The sequence below is a fragment of the Ralstonia flatus genome, assembly GCF_958439105.1.
GTDB classification, from domain to species: domain Bacteria; phylum Pseudomonadota; class Gammaproteobacteria; order Burkholderiales; family Burkholderiaceae; genus Ralstonia; species Ralstonia flatus.
In genome coordinates this window covers 128,204-143,622 of record NZ_CAUDLI010000012.1, presented here as the reverse complement: position 1 = coordinate 143,622, position 15,419 = coordinate 128,204, and the positions used below count along the sequence as shown (strand labels likewise).

17 protein-coding genes are annotated in these 15,419 nt (G+C 66.1%); 12 read left to right on the top strand and 5 right to left on the bottom strand.

From position 1 onward, the window contains the following. Window positions 1-6 precede the first annotated feature (6 nt). The 3 genes from R2676_RS23335 to ygfZ all read right to left on the bottom strand — a co-directional run bounded on the left by R2676_RS23335 (window position 7) and on the right by ygfZ (window position 2,294). Complete coding sequence (locus tag R2676_RS23335) at window positions 7-822, bottom strand: NRDE family protein (protein WP_027681435.1); 816 nt, start codon at window positions 820-822, stop codon at window positions 7-9. A gap of 128 nt (window positions 823-950) precedes the next feature. After that, the gene (locus R2676_RS23330; RefSeq protein WP_206272095.1) at window positions 951-1,241 is read right to left on the bottom strand and encodes a DUF4936 family protein; all 291 of its coding nucleotides are present in this window, start codon (window positions 1,239-1,241) and stop codon (window positions 951-953) included. Between the two features lie 12 nt (window positions 1,242-1,253). Then, the gene (gene ygfZ, locus R2676_RS23325) at window positions 1,254-2,294 is read right to left on the bottom strand and encodes a CAF17-like 4Fe-4S cluster assembly/insertion protein YgfZ (protein ID WP_206272096.1); all 1,041 of its coding nucleotides are present in this window, start codon (window positions 2,292-2,294) and stop codon (window positions 1,254-1,256) included. A 133-nt stretch (window positions 2,295-2,427) separates the two neighbouring features. Here ygfZ and mltG point away from each other — a divergent pair, with 133 nt between their 5' ends. The 6 genes from mltG (at window position 2,428) to R2676_RS23295 (ending at window position 7,288) form a co-directional block, all read left to right on the top strand. Next, window positions 2,428-3,426 (top strand): endolytic transglycosylase MltG, encoded by a 999-nt coding sequence (mltG, locus tag R2676_RS23320; RefSeq protein ID WP_206272097.1) that lies wholly within the window; start codon window positions 2,428-2,430, stop codon window positions 3,424-3,426. Then, complete coding sequence (gene tmk / locus R2676_RS23315) at window positions 3,423-4,040, top strand: dTMP kinase (protein WP_206272098.1); 618 nt, start codon at window positions 3,423-3,425, stop codon at window positions 4,038-4,040. The genes mltG and tmk overlap by 4 nt, the downstream gene beginning before the upstream one ends. A gap of 81 nt (window positions 4,041-4,121) precedes the next feature. Next, window positions 4,122-5,132 carry a DNA polymerase III subunit delta' gene (locus R2676_RS23310; RefSeq protein ID WP_206272099.1) on the top strand — a complete coding sequence of 337 codons (1,011 nt, stop codon included), beginning with the start codon at window positions 4,122-4,124 and terminating at the stop codon, window positions 5,130-5,132. Between the two features lie 42 nt (window positions 5,133-5,174). After that, window positions 5,175-5,594, top strand: coding sequence for a PilZ domain-containing protein (locus R2676_RS23305; RefSeq protein ID WP_004626896.1), 420 nt, complete (start codon window positions 5,175-5,177; stop codon window positions 5,592-5,594). A gap of 52 nt (window positions 5,595-5,646) precedes the next feature. Continuing rightward, window positions 5,647-6,450 (top strand): TatD family hydrolase, encoded by an 804-nt coding sequence (locus tag R2676_RS23300; protein WP_206272100.1) that lies wholly within the window; start codon window positions 5,647-5,649, stop codon window positions 6,448-6,450. Further along, entirely contained in the window at window positions 6,434-7,288 is an 855-nt protein-coding gene (locus R2676_RS23295) for an ankyrin repeat domain-containing protein (RefSeq protein ID WP_206272101.1), read from the top strand. The genes R2676_RS23300 and R2676_RS23295 overlap by 17 nt, the downstream gene beginning before the upstream one ends. A gap of 55 nt (window positions 7,289-7,343) precedes the next feature. Here the strand turns inward: R2676_RS23295 and egtB are convergent, their stop codons facing one another. Continuing rightward, the gene (egtB, locus tag R2676_RS23290; RefSeq protein WP_206272102.1) at window positions 7,344-8,648 is read right to left on the bottom strand and encodes an ergothioneine biosynthesis protein EgtB; all 1,305 of its coding nucleotides are present in this window, start codon (window positions 8,646-8,648) and stop codon (window positions 7,344-7,346) included. Between the two features lie 241 nt (window positions 8,649-8,889). Here egtB and R2676_RS23285 point away from each other — a divergent pair, with 241 nt between their 5' ends. The 6 genes from R2676_RS23285 to R2676_RS23260 all read left to right on the top strand — a co-directional run bounded on the left by R2676_RS23285 (window position 8,890) and on the right by R2676_RS23260 (window position 14,658). Then, complete coding sequence (locus tag R2676_RS23285) at window positions 8,890-9,960, top strand: LacI family DNA-binding transcriptional regulator (RefSeq protein WP_206272103.1); 1,071 nt, start codon at window positions 8,890-8,892, stop codon at window positions 9,958-9,960. After that, the gene (locus R2676_RS23280) at window positions 9,957-10,988 is read left to right on the top strand and encodes an ABC transporter substrate-binding protein (RefSeq protein ID WP_206272104.1); all 1,032 of its coding nucleotides are present in this window, start codon (window positions 9,957-9,959) and stop codon (window positions 10,986-10,988) included. Before R2676_RS23285 ends, R2676_RS23280 begins: the two co-directional genes overlap by 4 nt. A 2-nt stretch (window positions 10,989-10,990) precedes the next feature. Further along, complete coding sequence (locus tag R2676_RS23275) at window positions 10,991-11,842, top strand: ABC transporter permease (RefSeq protein WP_206272105.1); 852 nt, start codon at window positions 10,991-10,993, stop codon at window positions 11,840-11,842. Window positions 11,843-11,948: 106 nt separating this feature from the next. Continuing rightward, a complete protein-coding gene (locus R2676_RS23270) occupies window positions 11,949-12,746 on the top strand; it encodes an ABC transporter permease (RefSeq protein WP_206272106.1) in 798 nt (265 codons plus the stop codon). Further along, window positions 12,743-13,804 carry an ABC transporter ATP-binding protein gene (locus tag R2676_RS23265; RefSeq protein WP_206272107.1) on the top strand — a complete coding sequence of 354 codons (1,062 nt, stop codon included), beginning with the start codon at window positions 12,743-12,745 and terminating at the stop codon, window positions 13,802-13,804. Before R2676_RS23270 ends, R2676_RS23265 begins: the two co-directional genes overlap by 4 nt. 5 nt (window positions 13,805-13,809) lie before the next feature. Continuing rightward, window positions 13,810-14,658, top strand: a complete 849-nt coding sequence (locus tag R2676_RS23260) for a phosphodiesterase (RefSeq protein ID WP_206272117.1) — start codon at window positions 13,810-13,812, stop codon at window positions 14,656-14,658. Here R2676_RS23260 and R2676_RS23255 read toward each other — a convergent pair. Further along, window positions 14,655-15,338, bottom strand: coding sequence for an FMN-dependent NADH-azoreductase (locus tag R2676_RS23255; RefSeq protein WP_206272108.1), 684 nt, complete (start codon window positions 15,336-15,338; stop codon window positions 14,655-14,657). The two genes, R2676_RS23260 and R2676_RS23255, sit on opposite strands and share 4 nt — an antisense overlap. Window positions 15,339-15,419: the final 81 nt, after the last annotated feature.

Below are 15,419 nucleotides of genomic sequence, written 5' to 3'. Positions count from 1 at the left end.
CAGCGCTTACGTATCGGCGTGCGTGACGGTATCGAGCACGCCGAGATAGCGCGTCTCGCCGATCTGGCCCTGGGCGTCGAAGCGGCGCTCGGTGACGTCGAAGCAGCCGTCGTGGCGGATGCGCAGGATGGTGCTGGCACGCGTGCCGTAGCGCGGCGAGCGGATGAACGCGGCGGACAGCAGCTTCTCCCACTCTGGGGCCACGCCTGTGGCGGGCAGGGCGCCAGTCGGTGCTTCACGCGTTTCCGACAGCAGATCGAGATAGCGCGCCACGTCCAGCGCGTTGCCGTGCCGGCCCGTATCTGCGGCCAGCGCTTCGGCAAAGGCGGCCATGCGATGCCGCACCTTGAACCACGGCGTATCGAGCAATGCGTTGGACAGCCCGTAGAGGCCCGGCGCGAGCTTGCGCGGCGCTTCGGCGCGGTTGCTTGTCCACCAGAGTTCGTCGCGCGTGGCGGTCAGCAGGTTGTAGCCGTTGTAGGCGCGGTCGCGGGCGGCGAGGCTGTCGAGATACGCGGGCACCGACATGTCGTCCGCCATCAGGAAATTGGAGACAAGTTCGCCGCGCGAGCGTGCATCGGGCCGGCGCTCGGACGGCGCGCGGTAATTCGTCAGCGCGGCAAAGCGGCCGTCGCGCGTCATGCCCATCCACGTGCCTGCGTGACCGACCACCTGGGCCATGTCACGCCCGGCCAGCACATTGGGCGCATCGCTCCACCACGCCAGCGGCGCGGCAGGGCGGTCATAGAATTCGTCCCGGTTGGCGGCCACCACCAGCGCGTAGGCGGGGTGGGCGTGCCAGGCCGTGAGAATCAAACACATGAGCACTTCCTTTGAACGTGCCGCGCAACGAACGACCAATGGTCAATGTGACGACCTGTGTCGCGCGGGCTTCGGCCAAGCATAGCAGCCTGCCGGATTTTTGCGATGAGGATTGCGGCAGGGCGCCGTCAGCTGTTTTCCAGATCGACAAACAGCTCTGCGTGGCGTTCACCCGCGACGAATTCGCGCGGGCCGCCGGTTTCCCACAGCGCCGCCAGCGTGGCGGCAAATGCGGGCGGGACGTCGTAGTAAGACTCCATCCAGGTGGCCTGGCCGTCGCGTGTTTCGGGGCGGCGCATCAACGCGCCGGCCACGCCGGTCGCTTCTTCCACGGTCTCGAGCCAACGCTGCCAGCGCGGCAGGGCAGCGGCAGCGTCACGCTCGGCGATGCGGAAGTAGACGAACAGGTGGTCGGCCATGATGGGGCGGTATCAGGCGTTTTCTGAAACGGGAATGACGTACGGCAGCGCTTGCAACGTCAGCACCGGGCCGTCCGGCGTGGCGAGATGGATCGCGGTGTCGAGCGCGTCCAGCTTCAACTCGACGAGCAGGTCGGTCCCGCCGTCGGGCGCCATGGCTGCGTTGACCACCATGCCGCACGGTTGGTTCGGATCGGCGGCGCTGTAGACCTCGGCGCCGGCCGAGGTGGGGGCGTTGACGTGCGCGCGCTGCATGCGCCGCTTGAGCGTGCCGCGATACTGGCTGCGCGCCACGACTTCCTGCCCGGGGTAGCACCCCTTGCGGAAATCGACGCCGCCGAGCAGCTCAAGGTTCACCATCTGCGGGACGAACTGCTCCTGGGTGGGCAAGGTGATGTGCGGCACACCTGCTTGCAGGCTCAGCCAATCCCACACCTCGGTGCCGACCAGCGACAGGCGCGACGACAGGGTCTTCCAGGCGTCCTGGAAGTGCTCGGCATGCACCATCCATTGATAGCGGGGGCGGCCGCCGGCATCCGGCAGGCGCACGACCGCACCGAATTGCTGGCCGACCGTGGCAGGCTGCTGCGCCACCGCATTGACGGCATCCGGCTCCGGCAACACGGCACCGGCCTCACGCAGCGCGTCCGCCGCGTTGGGCCCGGCGACGCCGATGGCGATGAACTCGTCCATCGGGCGCAGCTTGGCCTTGGCGCGCAGCACGAACATCGACAGGCGCTTGGTCAGCGCCGGCGCGATGGCCTTGTCGGTCTGCAGCACGACCGTATCGGCCTGACGCCACACCAGCAGCGTGGCAAGCAGGCGTCCCTTGGGCGAGCAATAGCCCGCCAGGCGCGCCTGGTTCAGGCCCAGGCCCGTGACGGCGTTGGTCAACTGGTTATGGAGAAACTCGGCGGCATCGGCGCCTTCGACGGCGATGCGCGCCAGATCGGTCGGCGCGCAGAGCACGCTGCCGCGCGTAGCGGCATCAAATTGCACGTCGAGCGGGGGAAAGCTCAGCGTATCGACAAAATCGTGGAAGACATCGTTCATGGTGCGGGGGCGGCCTGAGATTGACCCGGTATTATATTGGGCTGTCTGAAGGGCAGCTTGTGCCCTGTCTATCCATTTCAAGAGTGCGGAAATCGCCGGTGTCGGCCGGTTCCTCACACAGATTCGCAACAGAATGCTCTCTTTTCTCAAGCGCCTGGTCCTGCTGGCCATCCTGATTGTGCTGGCAGCGGCAGGCGGCGTGGTGTGGTGGGCCCAGCAACCGGTGAGCCTGGCGGCGTCGCCGCTGGAGGTGGTGATCAAACCGAACTCGAGCGTGATCTCGGTGGGCAAGCAGTTGGCCAATGCCGGGGTGGGCGTGCAGCCGCAGTTGTTTTCGCTGCTGGCGCGCGCCACGGGCAACGCCAAGAGCCTGAAGGCCGGCGGCTATGCGTTGGAAACCGGCGCGACGCCCATGTCGATCCTGGACAAGATGGCGCGCGGCGACGTCACGCATTACGTCGTCACCGTCATCGAGGGCTGGTCGATGCGGCAGATGCGGGCGGTGGTCGACGCCGAGCCTGCGCTCAAGCACGACACGGCGGGCATGTCGGATGCAGACCTGATGCGCAAGATCGGCGCGCCGGAGGCCAACCCCGAAGGCCTGTTCTTTCCCGACACCTACCTCTTTGCGCGCGGCAGCAGCGATGTGGAGCTGTATCGCCACGCCTACCAGGCCATGCAGAAGCGCCTGAACGACGCCTGGGCCAAGCGCTCGCAGGATCTGCCATACAAGACGCCGTACGAGGCGCTGACCATGGCTTCGATCATCGAAAAGGAGACCGGCCAGAAGCTGGAGCGCCCGATGATCGCCGCCGTGTTCGTCAACCGCCTGCGCAAGAACATGCTCCTGCAGACCGACCCGACGGTCATCTACGGCCTCGGTGCCAGCTTTGACGGCAATTTGCGCAAGCGCGACCTGCAGACGGACACGCCGTACAACACCTACACGCGGACCGGCCTGCCACCCACGCCGATCGCGCTGCCGGGCATGGCGTCGCTGCAGGCGGCGCTGAACCCGGCGTCGTCCGACGCGCTGTATTTCGTGGCGCGCGGCGACGGCAGCAGCCAGTTTTCGACCAACCTGACGGACCACAACCGGGCCGTCAACAAATATCAGCGCGGCCAACCATGACCGGCAAGTTCATCACATTCGAAGGCATCGACGGGGCAGGCAAGAGCACGCACCTGGCGTGGTTTGCACAGCAACTGCAGGCGAAACTCGCGCCCCTGGGCAAAAAGGTGGTCGTCACCCGCGAGCCGGGCGGCACGCCGCTGGGCGAGCGGCTGCGCGAAGTGCTGCTGCACGAGCGCATGCACCTGGAAACCGAAGCGCTGCTGATGTTTGCCGGCCGCCGCGAGCACATTGCCGAAGTGATTCAGCCGGCCCTGGACGCCGGCGATTGGGTCATCTCCGACCGCTTCACCGATGCCACGTTCGCCTATCAGGGCGGGGGAAGGGGCTTGGCGATCGACCGGCTGGAGGTGCTGGAGCACTGGGTGCAGCGGGGCCTGCAGCCGACCAAGACCATCCTCTTCGACCTCGCGCCCGAAATTGCCGCTGCACGCTTGGCCGATGCCCGTACGCCGGACAAGTTCGAAGCCGAGTCCGCGCAGTTTTTCCTGCGCACGCGTGCCGAATACCTGCGTCGCGCGGCAGCCGAGCCGGATCGATTTGTCGTGATCAACGCCAACCGCGAGCGCGCCGATATCCAGAAAGACTTAGAGAATGTGCTTGCAACGCTCTGATTCTGCAGGCAATTTCGGATACGGAAATAATGGTTTCACGACGAGTTTCTGCATCAACAATCTAACGCAACCCATTGATTCATGATGCTTTATCCCTGGCAATCCGCTGACTGGTCTCGTCTGCAAGCAATGCGGGCCAAGTTGCCGCATGCGATTCTGCTCAACGGCCAGGCTGGTACCGGCAAGCGCGATTTCGCCATGCATTTCGCGCAAAGCCTGCTGTGCGATACGCCGGCGGCCGACGGCCAGCCGTGCGGCACGTGCGCGGCGTGCAACTGGTTTGCGCAGGGCAACCATCCGGATTTCCATCTCGTGCGTCCTGAAGCAATGGAAGACGCGCCCGAGACAGAGAAGGACGCCGACGGCAAGAAGAAGGCACCCAGCAAGATCATCCGCATGGAGCAGGTCCGCAACCTCATCGAAGGGGTGGGGGTCGGCACGCACCGCGCCGGGTTGCGGGTGGTCGTGCTGTATCCGCTCGACGCGTTGCAGACCGAAGGCGCCAACGCGCTGCTCAAGACGCTCGAAGAGCCGCCGCAGAACACCGTCTTCCTGCTGGTGACGGATCGCATCGACCGCATCCTGCCGACCATCCTGTCGCGCTGCAGGCAATTTCCGCTGCAGCCGCCCCAGCCCGAGGCGGCGCGCCAGTGGCTGGAGCAGCAAGGCGTGCCGCATGCGCAAAACCTGCTGGCCGAGTTCGGCAATGCGCCGCTGGCCGCGCTGGCCGCCGCCGAGTCCGAAGACCGCCCCCTGCTGCAATTCCTGCTCGAACAGCTCGGCCAGGGCGCAAAGCTGGACGCACTCGCCACGGCAGATCATTTACAGAAATTGTCGGTGCCTGCCGTTCTCAGTACCATGCACCGGTGGGTCTTTGACCTGATGGCGGCACGGCTGGCGGGGCGTCCGCGTTATTTCCCGGGGCAACGCGATGCGCTGCAACGTTGCGCAAATACCATCCCGCTGGATCGCCTGGAACGTTTTGCGCGTGCCTTGCCGGAGCGGCGCCGCACCGAGCAGCACCCGCTTGCCGCGCGGCTTGTCATCGAAAGCCTGTTGATGGATTACCGACAGCTGTTTCCCGCTGCCTGAATCCGAACCTGCACCTGAACGTTTGCACTTTGTGGACATCCTGTGAGCACTGCACCTCTTCGTACGCCCGGTACTCCCGTCACTCCCGGTACCCCCGCCGCGCCTGGCACGGCCTCAGGCGCACCGACCCGTCCGGGCATCGTCTCGCTGGCCATCAAGGATGAAGCCGGCCTGCATGCCGCGTATATGCCGTTCCTCAAGAACGGCGGCATCTTCGTGCCGACGCAGCGCCCTTACCGGATTGGCGAGGAAGTCTTCCTCGTGCTGTCGCTGCTGGACCGCCCGCAGAAGTATCAGGTGGCCGGCAAGGTGGCCTGGATCACGCCAGTAGGCACGCCGGCCAAGACGCCGGGCATTGGCGTACATCTTGGCGAAGATGAGCAGTGCCGCGTGTTGCGCCGTGTGATCGAAGAAGTGCTGGGCAAGCAGATCAACTCACAGCGGCCTACCCAAACCCTCTGATTTTTACCTGATACGGCGCACGAAGTTTGCGCCGTAACTTTCTGATTATTCGATGTTTGTCGATTCCCACTGCCACATCAATTTCCCCGACTTGCGCGCGCGCCTGCCTGAGCTGCTGACGCGCATGCGCGAGAACCGCGTCACCCACGCGCTGTGCATTTCCGTCACGCTGGAAGACTTCCCGAGCGTGCTCGAGATCGCCGAGCAGGAGTCGAACGTGTACGCCACCGTGGGCGTGCATCCCGATGCCGAGGCGGACGTTGAAGAAGGCCGGTCCATTGAAGAGCCCACGCTCGAGCGTCTGCTGACGCTGGCCGATCATCCGCGCGTGGTCGGTATCGGTGAAACCGGGCTCGACTACTACCGCCTGGGCGACCGCACCGTGGCCGACATGGAGTGGCAGCGCGATCGCTTTCGTACGCACATTCGCGCGTCGAAGCAGACCGGCAAGCCGCTGGTGATCCACACGCGCTCGTCGGCTGACGACACGCTGGCGATCATGCGCGAGGAAGGCGCCGAGGCCGCGCGCGGCGTCATGCACTGCTTTACAGAGACCTGGGACGTGGCCAAGGCCGCGCTGGACCTCGGTTTCTATATCTCGTTCTCGGGCATCGTGACGTTCAAGAATGCCGTCGACCTGCAGGAAACCGCCAAGAAGGTGCCGCTGGACCGCATGCTGATCGAGACCGACTCGCCGTACCTGGCGCCGGTGCCGTTCCGCGGCAAGACGAACGAGCCGGCGTACGTGCGCCACGTGGGCGAATTCCTGGCAACGCTGCGCGGCGAACCGCTGGAGCGGATTGCCGGCGTTACCACCGAGAATTTCTTCAATCTATTCAATGCGATACCGCGATAACTTGAAGCACGCAATGAACAAAATCGCCCTCGCTGGTGCGTTGACGATAGCGTTGTCGGGTGTCGCACTCGCCACGCCGCAGGACGATCTGCGCAACGCCGTCGAATACAACCGTCCGGCGCTGGTGCAGAAATATGTCGCGCAGGGCGTCGACCCGAACCTGAAGACCCGCGATGGCACGCCGCTGCTGGTGGATGCGCTCAAGGAGAAGAACATCGAGGTGGCCGAGGCGCTCATCCGCGCCAAGAACATCGATTTCGAGCGCACCAACGCCGCAGGCGAAAACGCGCTGATGATGGCTGCCTACCAGGGCCTGCTGCCCATGGTGAAGCTGATGGTGGAAACGTACGACGTGGAGGTCAACAAGACCGGCTGGACCGCGCTGCATTACGCCGCCACCAACGGGTATGACGACATCGTCAAATACCTGCTCGACCACGCGGCCTATATCGATGCCGAAAGCCCCAACGCGACCACGCCGCTGATGATGGCGGCCATGGGCGGGCACATCACGACCGTCAAGCTGCTGCTGGACGAGGGCGCCGACATGAACCTGCGCAACCAGCAGAAGATGGACGTGATCGACTTCGCCAAGCGGTATCACCAGGATGAGATTGCTGCGGGGCTGGAATCGCGCCGGCGCAAGCTGGCGGAGCAATCCGGCAAGCCCGCTCCAGCACCGGCGCCTGCGGCCGCAGTCTCGCAGCCTGCCAAGCCTGCAGCGCCGGATGTGCCGACGCCGATGCCGCCCGCAAAACGCGGCGCGGCGGCGCCTAGCCCGGCCAGGCAGGATACGATCGGCACGCCGACCAACATGCTGTTTGACAGCAACCGCTAGACGCAGCCCGAACGGCCCGGCACGTCGTCAGCGCCGGCGCCGGGCGTGATGCGCGTCACGCCCGCCGCGCCAGCCGCACTCCGGTGAACTGCCACCGTTGGTGCGGATAGAAGAAGTTGCGATACATCGCCCGCAGATGCCCCTCGGGCGACACGCACGATCCGCCGCGCAGCACCATCTGGCTGCACATGAACTTGCCGTTGTATTCGCCCACCGCGCCTTCGGCCGGCTCGAAGCCCGGATACGGGCCATAAGGGCTGGCAGTCCATTCCCACACATCACCGAACAATTGACGCAGGCTGCCGGCCTCGGCGATGCCGTGGTCAGGCAGCGGGCGTAGCGCGCCCCGGCCGGCGAAGTTGCCTTGCACGGGCAGGCCCTCGGCGGCGTGCTCCCATTCGGCTTCCGTCGGCAGGCGGGCGCCGGCCCAGCGGGCGTAGGCATCTGCCTCGTAAAAGCTGACGTGCGCGACCGGCGCGTCCAGATCCACCGGCTGCAGGCCCTGCAGCGACATCTGCTGCCACCCCTCGGCCTCGTCCATGCCGGCGCGCCAGTAGAGCGGGGCATCAATGCCTTCGCGCTGCACCCACGCCCAACCGTCGGACAGCCACAGCGTTGGCTGCCGATAGCCGCCGTCCTGCATGAAGGCGAGCCATTCACGATTGGTGACAGGGTGCGTGGCCAACGCATAGGGCTCCAGCCAGACGGTGTGGCGCGGGCCTTCGCAGTCGAACATGAAATCGGTGTCGGCTCCTGTCTCGGTTTTGCCGATCTGCACGGCACCGCCCTGGAAACTGACCCAACCCGGTTGCGCCGCGGCCGCATGCACGCGTGCTGCGGGCGCCTCGGCATAGGCCGGGCACAGCGGGTTCTGCGCAAACAGGTGGAGAAGATCGGTCAGCAGCAACTCCTGGTGCTGCTGCTCGTGGTGCAGGCCGAGGGTCACCAGGCGGGCAAGATCGTCCGATACGCCGCCGGCCAGCAAGCGCTGCATGGCCGCATCGACATGGCCGCGATAGGCGCGCACCTCGTCGAGAGTGGGGCGTGTGAGCATGCCCCGGCGCGGGCGCGGATGCCGCGCACCAACCGTTTCGTAGTACGAATTGAACAGGTACCGGTAGCGCGCATCGGGCGAGCGATAGCCCGGCACGTTGGGGCCGAGGATGAATTCTTCAAAGAACCACGTCGTATGGGCGAGATGCCATTTGGTGGGGCTGGCGTCGTCCATGGACTGGACGGTGGCGTCGGCGTCGGACAGCGGCGCAGCCAGGGCCAGCGATTGCGCTCGCACCACGCCGTAGTGCTGCATCAGCGCGGGCAGGGCGGTGGTCGGCACATCAAGAACGGGCGATACGCGCATGGGGTCTCCAGAGCAGGCAGCGAGGACAGCACAGCAGCAACTGGGCCATGCCGCGGCGCACGCAATGACGCACCCCGCTTGCCCATGTTCGTAAGAAGCATATGCGAGCTTTGTAACTTTGCCATGCGCAACACCGGCGATGCTGCGTTGCGACGATGGCTGCACCGCAGCATCGATTGTCATGAAACAGTCACTGCGGCCACCTAGGATGTAAACGTTTACAAATTCCAAGGGGCGCGCAGTGGGCAGCAGCATCAAGGATGTCGCGACACATGCCGGCATTTCGATTGCCACCGTGTCGCGGGCAGTCAACACGCCGGAGCGGGTGAGTGCCTCGACGTTGGCCCGGGTGCAGGCCGCCATGGACGCGCTGCACTATCGCCCGAATGCGCTCGGCCGCCAACTGCGCGCCGAGCGCACGGGCCTGCTGGGCGTTGTGCTGCCGTCGTTGGCCAACCCGGTGTTTGCCGAATGCATGCAGGGCATCGAGGAAGCCGCGTCCATCACGGGCCAGCGCGTGATGCTCATGACCACCGCCTACGACCGCGAGCGTGAAGCCCGCGCCATCGAGACCATGCTCGAGCAGCGCGTCGACGGCCTGATCTTGACCGTGGGCGATGCCGCTGCCAACCCGCACCTCGATCGCCTGGACGCCGAGCACGTGCCCTACGTGCTGGTCTACAACGACACGGTCGGCCAGGCGCGCATTCCCGCCCGCTGCTGCGTGACCGTCGACAACCGCGCCGCCGCACGCGACGCCATTCGCGCGCTCCTCTCACAGGGCCACCGCCAGATCCGCATGCTGACGGGCACGCTGGCGGCGTCGGACCGTGCGGCCCTGCGCCACGACGGCTACCGCGAAGCGCTGGAAGCGGCCGGCATTGCACCGCAGCCGCCCGTCGAAATTGATTTCAACGCCGATGCCATGCTGCCGGCCGAGCTGGCCCGCCTGCTGGCGCCGCCACGCCCGACCGCCATTTTCTGCAGCAACGACCGCCTTGCCTTGCTCACCATCCGCTCGCTGCGCGAGATGGGCCTCCGCGTGCCCGAAGACGTGAGCGTGGTCGGCTTCGATGGCCTCGCGATGGGGCAATGGCTTTCGCCGACGCTGGCCACCGTGGCCCAGCCGCATCGCCGGATCGGCGCCGACGCGGCCACCGCACTGGCCCGCCGCATCGCCGGCGAGGTGGTGCCCTCGATTACGTTGCCGCACCGCTTGCTGGCGGGCGGCACGCTGGCCCGTGCGCCGGCGGAAGCGTCTCTCTCCGTTGTTTCTTCCCTCACGTCTGATACGCAAGGAGCGTCTCGATGAAACGTCTCGTTCAATGGCTGCGCGTGTGCGGCCTCGTGGCTGCCGGCGCGTTCGCCGTGGCTTCGCCAGTGCAGGCACAGCCGGCCGGCCAGCAAGTCGCCATCTGCTACAACTGCCCGCCCGAATGGGCCGACTGGGCCAGCCAGATCAGGGCCATCAAGGACAAGACCGGCATTACCGTGCCGTTCGACAACAAGAACTCCGGCCAGGCCATCGCGCAGATGCTGGCCGAGAAGTCGCACCCCGTGGCTGACGTGGCCTACCTGGGCATCACGTCTGCGTATCAGGCCAAGGAAAAGGGCTTGGTCGCCAACTACAAGCCCAAGCATTGGGAAGACATCCCGGCCGGCATGAAAGACCCGGACGGTGCGTTCTTCTCGATCCACTCCGGCACGCTGGGCTTTTTCGTCAACAAGGATGCGCTGGAAGGCAAGCCCGTGCCGCGCTCCTGGAAAGACCTGCTCAAGCCCGAATACAAGGGCATGGTCGGCTACCTGGACCCGAGCAGCGCCTTCGTCGGCTACGTGGGCGCCGTGGCGGTCAACCAGGCCCTGGGCGGCACGCTTGACGACTTCAGCCCCGCCGTCGAATGGTTCAAGCAGTTGAAGAAGAACGCGCCGATCGTGCCGAAGCAGACCGCCTACGCGCGCGTCGTGGCCGGTGAGATCCCCATCCTGCTCGACTACGACTTCAACGCCTACCGCGCCAAGTACAAGGATCACGCGAACGTGGAATTCGTGATTCCGCAGGAAGGCACCATTGCCGTGCCGTACGTGATGAGCCTGACCGCCGGTGCGCCGCACGCCGACAACGCCAAGAAGGTGCTGGATTTCGTGCTGTCCGACGAAGGCCAGACGCTGTGGGCCAACGCCTACCTGCGCCCCGTGCGCGCCAATGCCATGAGCAAGGAGGCCGCCTCGCGCTTCCTGCCGGCCAGCGAATACGCCCGCGCCAAGACGGTCGACTTCAACAAGATGGCAGCCGGCCAGCAAGCGTTTGGCACGCGCTACCTGAACGAGGTCCGCTGAGCATGAGCACCGTCACCCGAACCACCTTGCCCGACGATGCGGTGTTGCCCGCTCGGTGGCGGGTGGCGTTGCTGGCACCGGCCGTCGCGCTGTTCTGCGCGTTCTGGCTGCTGCCGATGGCGGCGCTGCTGCGTGTGAGCGGCAGCGAAGGCGTGATTGCCACCTACACAGCGGCGCTCACCACGTCGCGCTATCTGGGCAGCCTGTTTTCGACGGTGGTGCTGTCGGCGGCAGTCACGCTGGCAACGCTCATCCTCTCGACCATCGCCGGGCTGTTCCTCGTGCGTCACAACGTGCCGGGCAAGCGGATGATTACCGCCATGCTGACGTTTCCGCTGGCATTTCCCGGGGTGGTGGTCGGCTTCATGGTGATCCTGCTGGCCGGGCGCCAGGGCCTGCTGGGCGACGTCACGCACAAGCTCGTCGGCGAGAAATGGGTCTTCGCGTATTCCATCGGCGGGCTGTTTCTCGGCTACCTGTATTTCTCGATCCCGCGCGTGGTGCTGACGGTGATGGCGGCGGCGGAAAAGCTCGATCGTTCACTGGAAGAGGCGGCGCGCTCGCTGGGCGCATCGTCGTGGCAGGTGACGCGCGATGTGCTGGTGCCGGGGCTGGCGCCTGCGCTGATCGCCTCGGGCGCGATCTGCTTTGCCACGTCGATGGGGGCATTCGGCACCGCCTTCACCCTCGCCACCGATATCGACGTCTTGCCGATGACGATCTATACCGAGTTCACGCTCAACGCCGGCATTGCGATGGCAGCGGCGCTGTCAGTGGTGCTGGGCGTGGTGACGTGGCTGGTGCTGGCGATTGCGCGTACGGCGAGTGGTAGCCCGACGGGGGCGGCAGCATGAGCAGCAAGCAGGGGCCCCGCGCAGCAGGGATGCGCGCGTCCGCGAATGCTGCCGGCCGCCGACACCAATGCAGAGCGATGAACGACAACCCTGGCGAGGCGGCAGGATGAAACGCATGCTTTCTCTTTCGCAGTGGCTCATCACGCTGCTGCTGTGCCTGTTCCTGATTGTGCCGGTTGTGCTGTCGATGGCCGTGGGCCTGACGCGCAACTACATGCGCGGTTTCAAGAGCGGTTGGACGCTGGATTGGGTCGCCCAGGTGTGGGACATGTATCACGCGTCGATCTGGATGTCGCTGCTGGTAGCGCTGTGCACGCTGGTGATCGTGCTCGCGGCCGGCGTGCCGGCGGGCTATGTACTGGCGCGGCGTCAGAGCCGTGCAAGCCGCCTGATCGAAGAATTGGTGACGCTGCCCGTGGCGCTGCCGGGCCTGGCGACGGCGCTAGGCTTGATCGTGGCCTACGGTGGCTTTGGCGGCTTTCGCGAGAGCCTCTGGTTCATCGTCGTCGGGCACGTGGTGTTCACGCTGCCGTTCATGGTGCGCTCGGTCGCAGCCGTGGCGGCAGGCCAGAACCTGAAGACGCTGGAAGAGGGCGCCGCCAGCCTGGGCGCGTCGTTCTGGCAGCGTTTTCGGACGATTGTGCTGCCCAACGTGCAGCCCGGCATCCTGGCCGGCGCGCTGACGGTGGTGACGCTCTCGGTGGGCGAGTTCAACCTCACCTGGATGCTGCACACGCCCGAAACCAAGACCCTGCCGGTCGGCCTGGCCGATACCTATGCGTCGATGCGTCTGGAAATCGCCAGCGCCTACACGCTGATCTTCTTCGTCATGATCGTGCCGCTGCTGGTGCTGATGCAGCGCTTTGGCGGCCTGCGGGTGAACAACGGAAAGGCTTCCCGATGAGTACCGAACCTCTACATCTCGCGCCCGTGCCGATCCGGCTGCGTGGCTGCGGCAAACACTTTGGCGGCCAGCGCGTGCTGGAGTCGATGGACCTCGACATCGCCGCCGGCGAGACCGTCGTGCTGCTCGGCCCCTCGGGCTGCGGCAAGACCACCACGCTGCGCATCGTTGCGGGGCTGGAGGCGCCGGATGCCGGCGGCACCGTGCACTTTGGCGATGAAGACGTGACCGCACGCCCGATCGAGCGCCGCCGCGTCGGCATGGTGTTCCAGAACTACGCGCTGTTCCCCAACCTGAGCGTGCGCGGCAATGTGGAATACGGCCTGCGCATCCAGCGCCGGCAGAACGGCTTGTCCGACACGCAGATCAGCGCCCGGGCAAACACGCTGCTGGAGATGATGCACCTCACGCCCTATGCGGATCGCGGTGTGGCGCAGCTTTCCGGCGGGCAGCGCCAACGCGTGGCCCTGGCGCGCGCGCTGGCGCCCGAACCGCGCGTGCTGCTGCTCGACGAACCGCTCACGGCGCTCGACGCCAAGCTGCGCGAATCCGTGCGCGCCGAGATGGACCGCCTGCTGCGCGGTCTCGGCATCACGACGATTTACGTGACGCACGACCAGGAAGAAGCGATGGCGCTGGCCGACCGCATCGTCGTCATGGAAGCCGGCCGCATTGCGCAGATCGGCACCCCGCGCGAGATCTACTTCCAGCCGGCCAACCGGCACGTGGCGGACTTCATCGGCATCATGAACCGGCTCGACGGCACGCGCGAGAATGGCGCATTCGTCTGCGCGGGCGGTCGCGTACCCGTGCCGGCCGGCGAGGGCAATGCCATCTTCTTCCGCCCCGAAGACGCCGTGCTGGCCGACCCGGCACAGGCGGCGCTCAAGGGCACGGTCGAGTCGGCGGTGTTCCTGGGCTTTCGCACGCGCGTGCGCGTGGCGGGTGTCTCCGCCACGCCGCTCTTTATCGATGTGCCCGGCCGCCAGCACTTTGCGCCGGGCCATGCGGTCGGCTTCGATATCCCGGCAGACCGTCTCCTGACCTTGCCAGCCTGATGCCGATGCACTTCCTGCAACTGACCGACCTTCATATCAAGCGCCCGGGGCGACTGGCTTATCGGCGCGTGGATTCGGCGGCGTATTTGGCGCGCTGCGTGGCCCATATCCTGGCGCAGCCGGAGAAACCGGACGCCATCGTCCTGACCGGCGATCTGGTCGACGCCGGTGCGCCCGAGGAATATGCGCACCTGCGCGCGGTGCTGGCGCCGCTCGATGCGGCCGGCATCCGCATGCTGCCGGTGCTCGGCAACCACGACGGCCGCGACGCCGCCCGCGAAGCCTTTGCCGATTGGCTCGGGCCCATTCCGGCCGATGCGCAAGACACACGCGCTTTCCAGTACTGGACCGACATTGGCGACGTTCGCCTGATCGTGATCGATACGCTGGACACCGGCCATCCGGGCGGTCGCCTGGGCGTGCAGCGCCTGGATTGGCTGGCCGAGGCGCTGGCGCATGAAACGCAACGCCCGACCGTTATCGCGATGCATCATCCGCCGTTTGCCACGGGCATCGGCCACATGGACGTGCAATCGCTCGCCCCCGAAGACATCCCGGCTTTCGCGCAGATCGTGCGTGCCGCCGGCAACGTCGAGCGCATCCTCTGCGGCCATCTGCATCGCTCCATTGACGTGCGGTTTGCCGGGACCGTGGCCTCGACTTGCCCGTCGCCGGCGCATCAGGTGGCGCTGGATCTCGACCCGGACGGCGAGCCCGGCTTCGTCATGGAACCGCCCGCCTACAAGGTGCACGCGTGGGTGCCGGGGCAGGGCCTGGTGAGCCACCTCGCCTACGTGGGGCAATTCGATGGCCCGCATCCGTTCTTCGAGCCGGACGGGCGGCTGATCGACTAAGCCGCTTCCACGGCGGCCGCCATCTGCGCGACCAGTGCATCGACGTCGTTTTCCGCCGATGCGATGGACGCGCGTAACCGCTCGTCGGCAAACTCGTCGTATTCGACGGCGACGGATGCCACATCGGTGATGCCGATGTAGCCGAATGCCGTGGCGACGCCGGCCTCGACGTGGTTCAGGTGCGCAATGCGCTGGCCGGGGCCGTAACCGAAATCGCCGCGCGCGCTGAGGATGACGAGGCGCCTGTTCATGCCGGCCAGAAGCGGCCAATAGGGCTCGCCCGGTCGGCTGCGGTCGAAGCCGAACGTGCGGCCAACGCGCACGATGTTGTCGATGTACGCCTTGAATTGCGCGGGCATGCCGAAGTTGTACATCGGCACGCCGGCCACGATCACGTCGGCGGCCAGCAATTCGTCGATCAGTGCATCGCTTTGCGCAAGCCGGTCGTGCATCCACGGTTCGCGCTGAGCGGGCGGCGTGAACGCGGCATGGACCCAGCGGGCATCCACGGGGGCTGGCGGTTCGGCCCCGATGTCGCGATAGACGACCTGCGCGTCGGGCTCATGCTCAAGCCAGCGCTGCACGAAGCGCGCCGAGAGCCTGCGCGTGTGCGAGCCATGGCGCGAAGTCTCCGAGCTGCCCGGCCGGGCGCTGGAATCGAGATGTAGCAGACGAGTCATGTTGAATCGTTGATGAGTGGAGGTGTGCCCACTCTACGAACCGCGCGGCACTGCGACAAACGACATGTTTTGCGCGCGATG

Excerpts from the sequence above, each read along its gene's own strand:
- R2676_RS23335 (WP_027681435.1), bottom strand. The coding sequence starts at position 822 with ATGTGTTTGATTCTCACGGCCTGGCACGCCCACCCCGCCTACGCGCTG.
- R2676_RS23330 (WP_206272095.1), bottom strand. The coding sequence starts at position 1,241 with ATGGCCGACCACCTGTTCGTCTACTTCCGCATCGCCGAGCGTGACGCT.
- ygfZ (WP_206272096.1), bottom strand. The coding sequence starts at position 2,294 with ATGAACGATGTCTTCCACGATTTTGTCGATACGCTGAGCTTTCCCCCG.
- mltG (WP_206272097.1), top strand. The coding sequence starts at position 2,428 with ATGCTCTCTTTTCTCAAGCGCCTGGTCCTGCTGGCCATCCTGATTGTG.
- tmk (WP_206272098.1), top strand. The coding sequence starts at position 3,423 with ATGACCGGCAAGTTCATCACATTCGAAGGCATCGACGGGGCAGGCAAG.
- R2676_RS23310 (WP_206272099.1), top strand. The coding sequence starts at position 4,122 with ATGATGCTTTATCCCTGGCAATCCGCTGACTGGTCTCGTCTGCAAGCA.
- R2676_RS23300 (WP_206272100.1), top strand. The coding sequence starts at position 5,647 with ATGTTTGTCGATTCCCACTGCCACATCAATTTCCCCGACTTGCGCGCG.
- R2676_RS23295 (WP_206272101.1), top strand. The coding sequence starts at position 6,434 with ATGCGATACCGCGATAACTTGAAGCACGCAATGAACAAAATCGCCCTC.
- egtB (WP_206272102.1), bottom strand. The coding sequence starts at position 8,648 with ATGCGCGTATCGCCCGTTCTTGATGTGCCGACCACCGCCCTGCCCGCG.
- R2676_RS23280 (WP_206272104.1), top strand. The coding sequence starts at position 9,957 with ATGAAACGTCTCGTTCAATGGCTGCGCGTGTGCGGCCTCGTGGCTGCC.
- R2676_RS23275 (WP_206272105.1), top strand. The coding sequence starts at position 10,991 with ATGAGCACCGTCACCCGAACCACCTTGCCCGACGATGCGGTGTTGCCC.
- R2676_RS23270 (WP_206272106.1), top strand. The coding sequence starts at position 11,949 with ATGAAACGCATGCTTTCTCTTTCGCAGTGGCTCATCACGCTGCTGCTG.
- R2676_RS23265 (WP_206272107.1), top strand. The coding sequence starts at position 12,743 with ATGAGTACCGAACCTCTACATCTCGCGCCCGTGCCGATCCGGCTGCGT.
- R2676_RS23260 (WP_206272117.1), top strand. The coding sequence starts at position 13,810 with ATGCACTTCCTGCAACTGACCGACCTTCATATCAAGCGCCCGGGGCGA.
- R2676_RS23255 (WP_206272108.1), bottom strand. The coding sequence starts at position 15,338 with ATGACTCGTCTGCTACATCTCGATTCCAGCGCCCGGCCGGGCAGCTCG.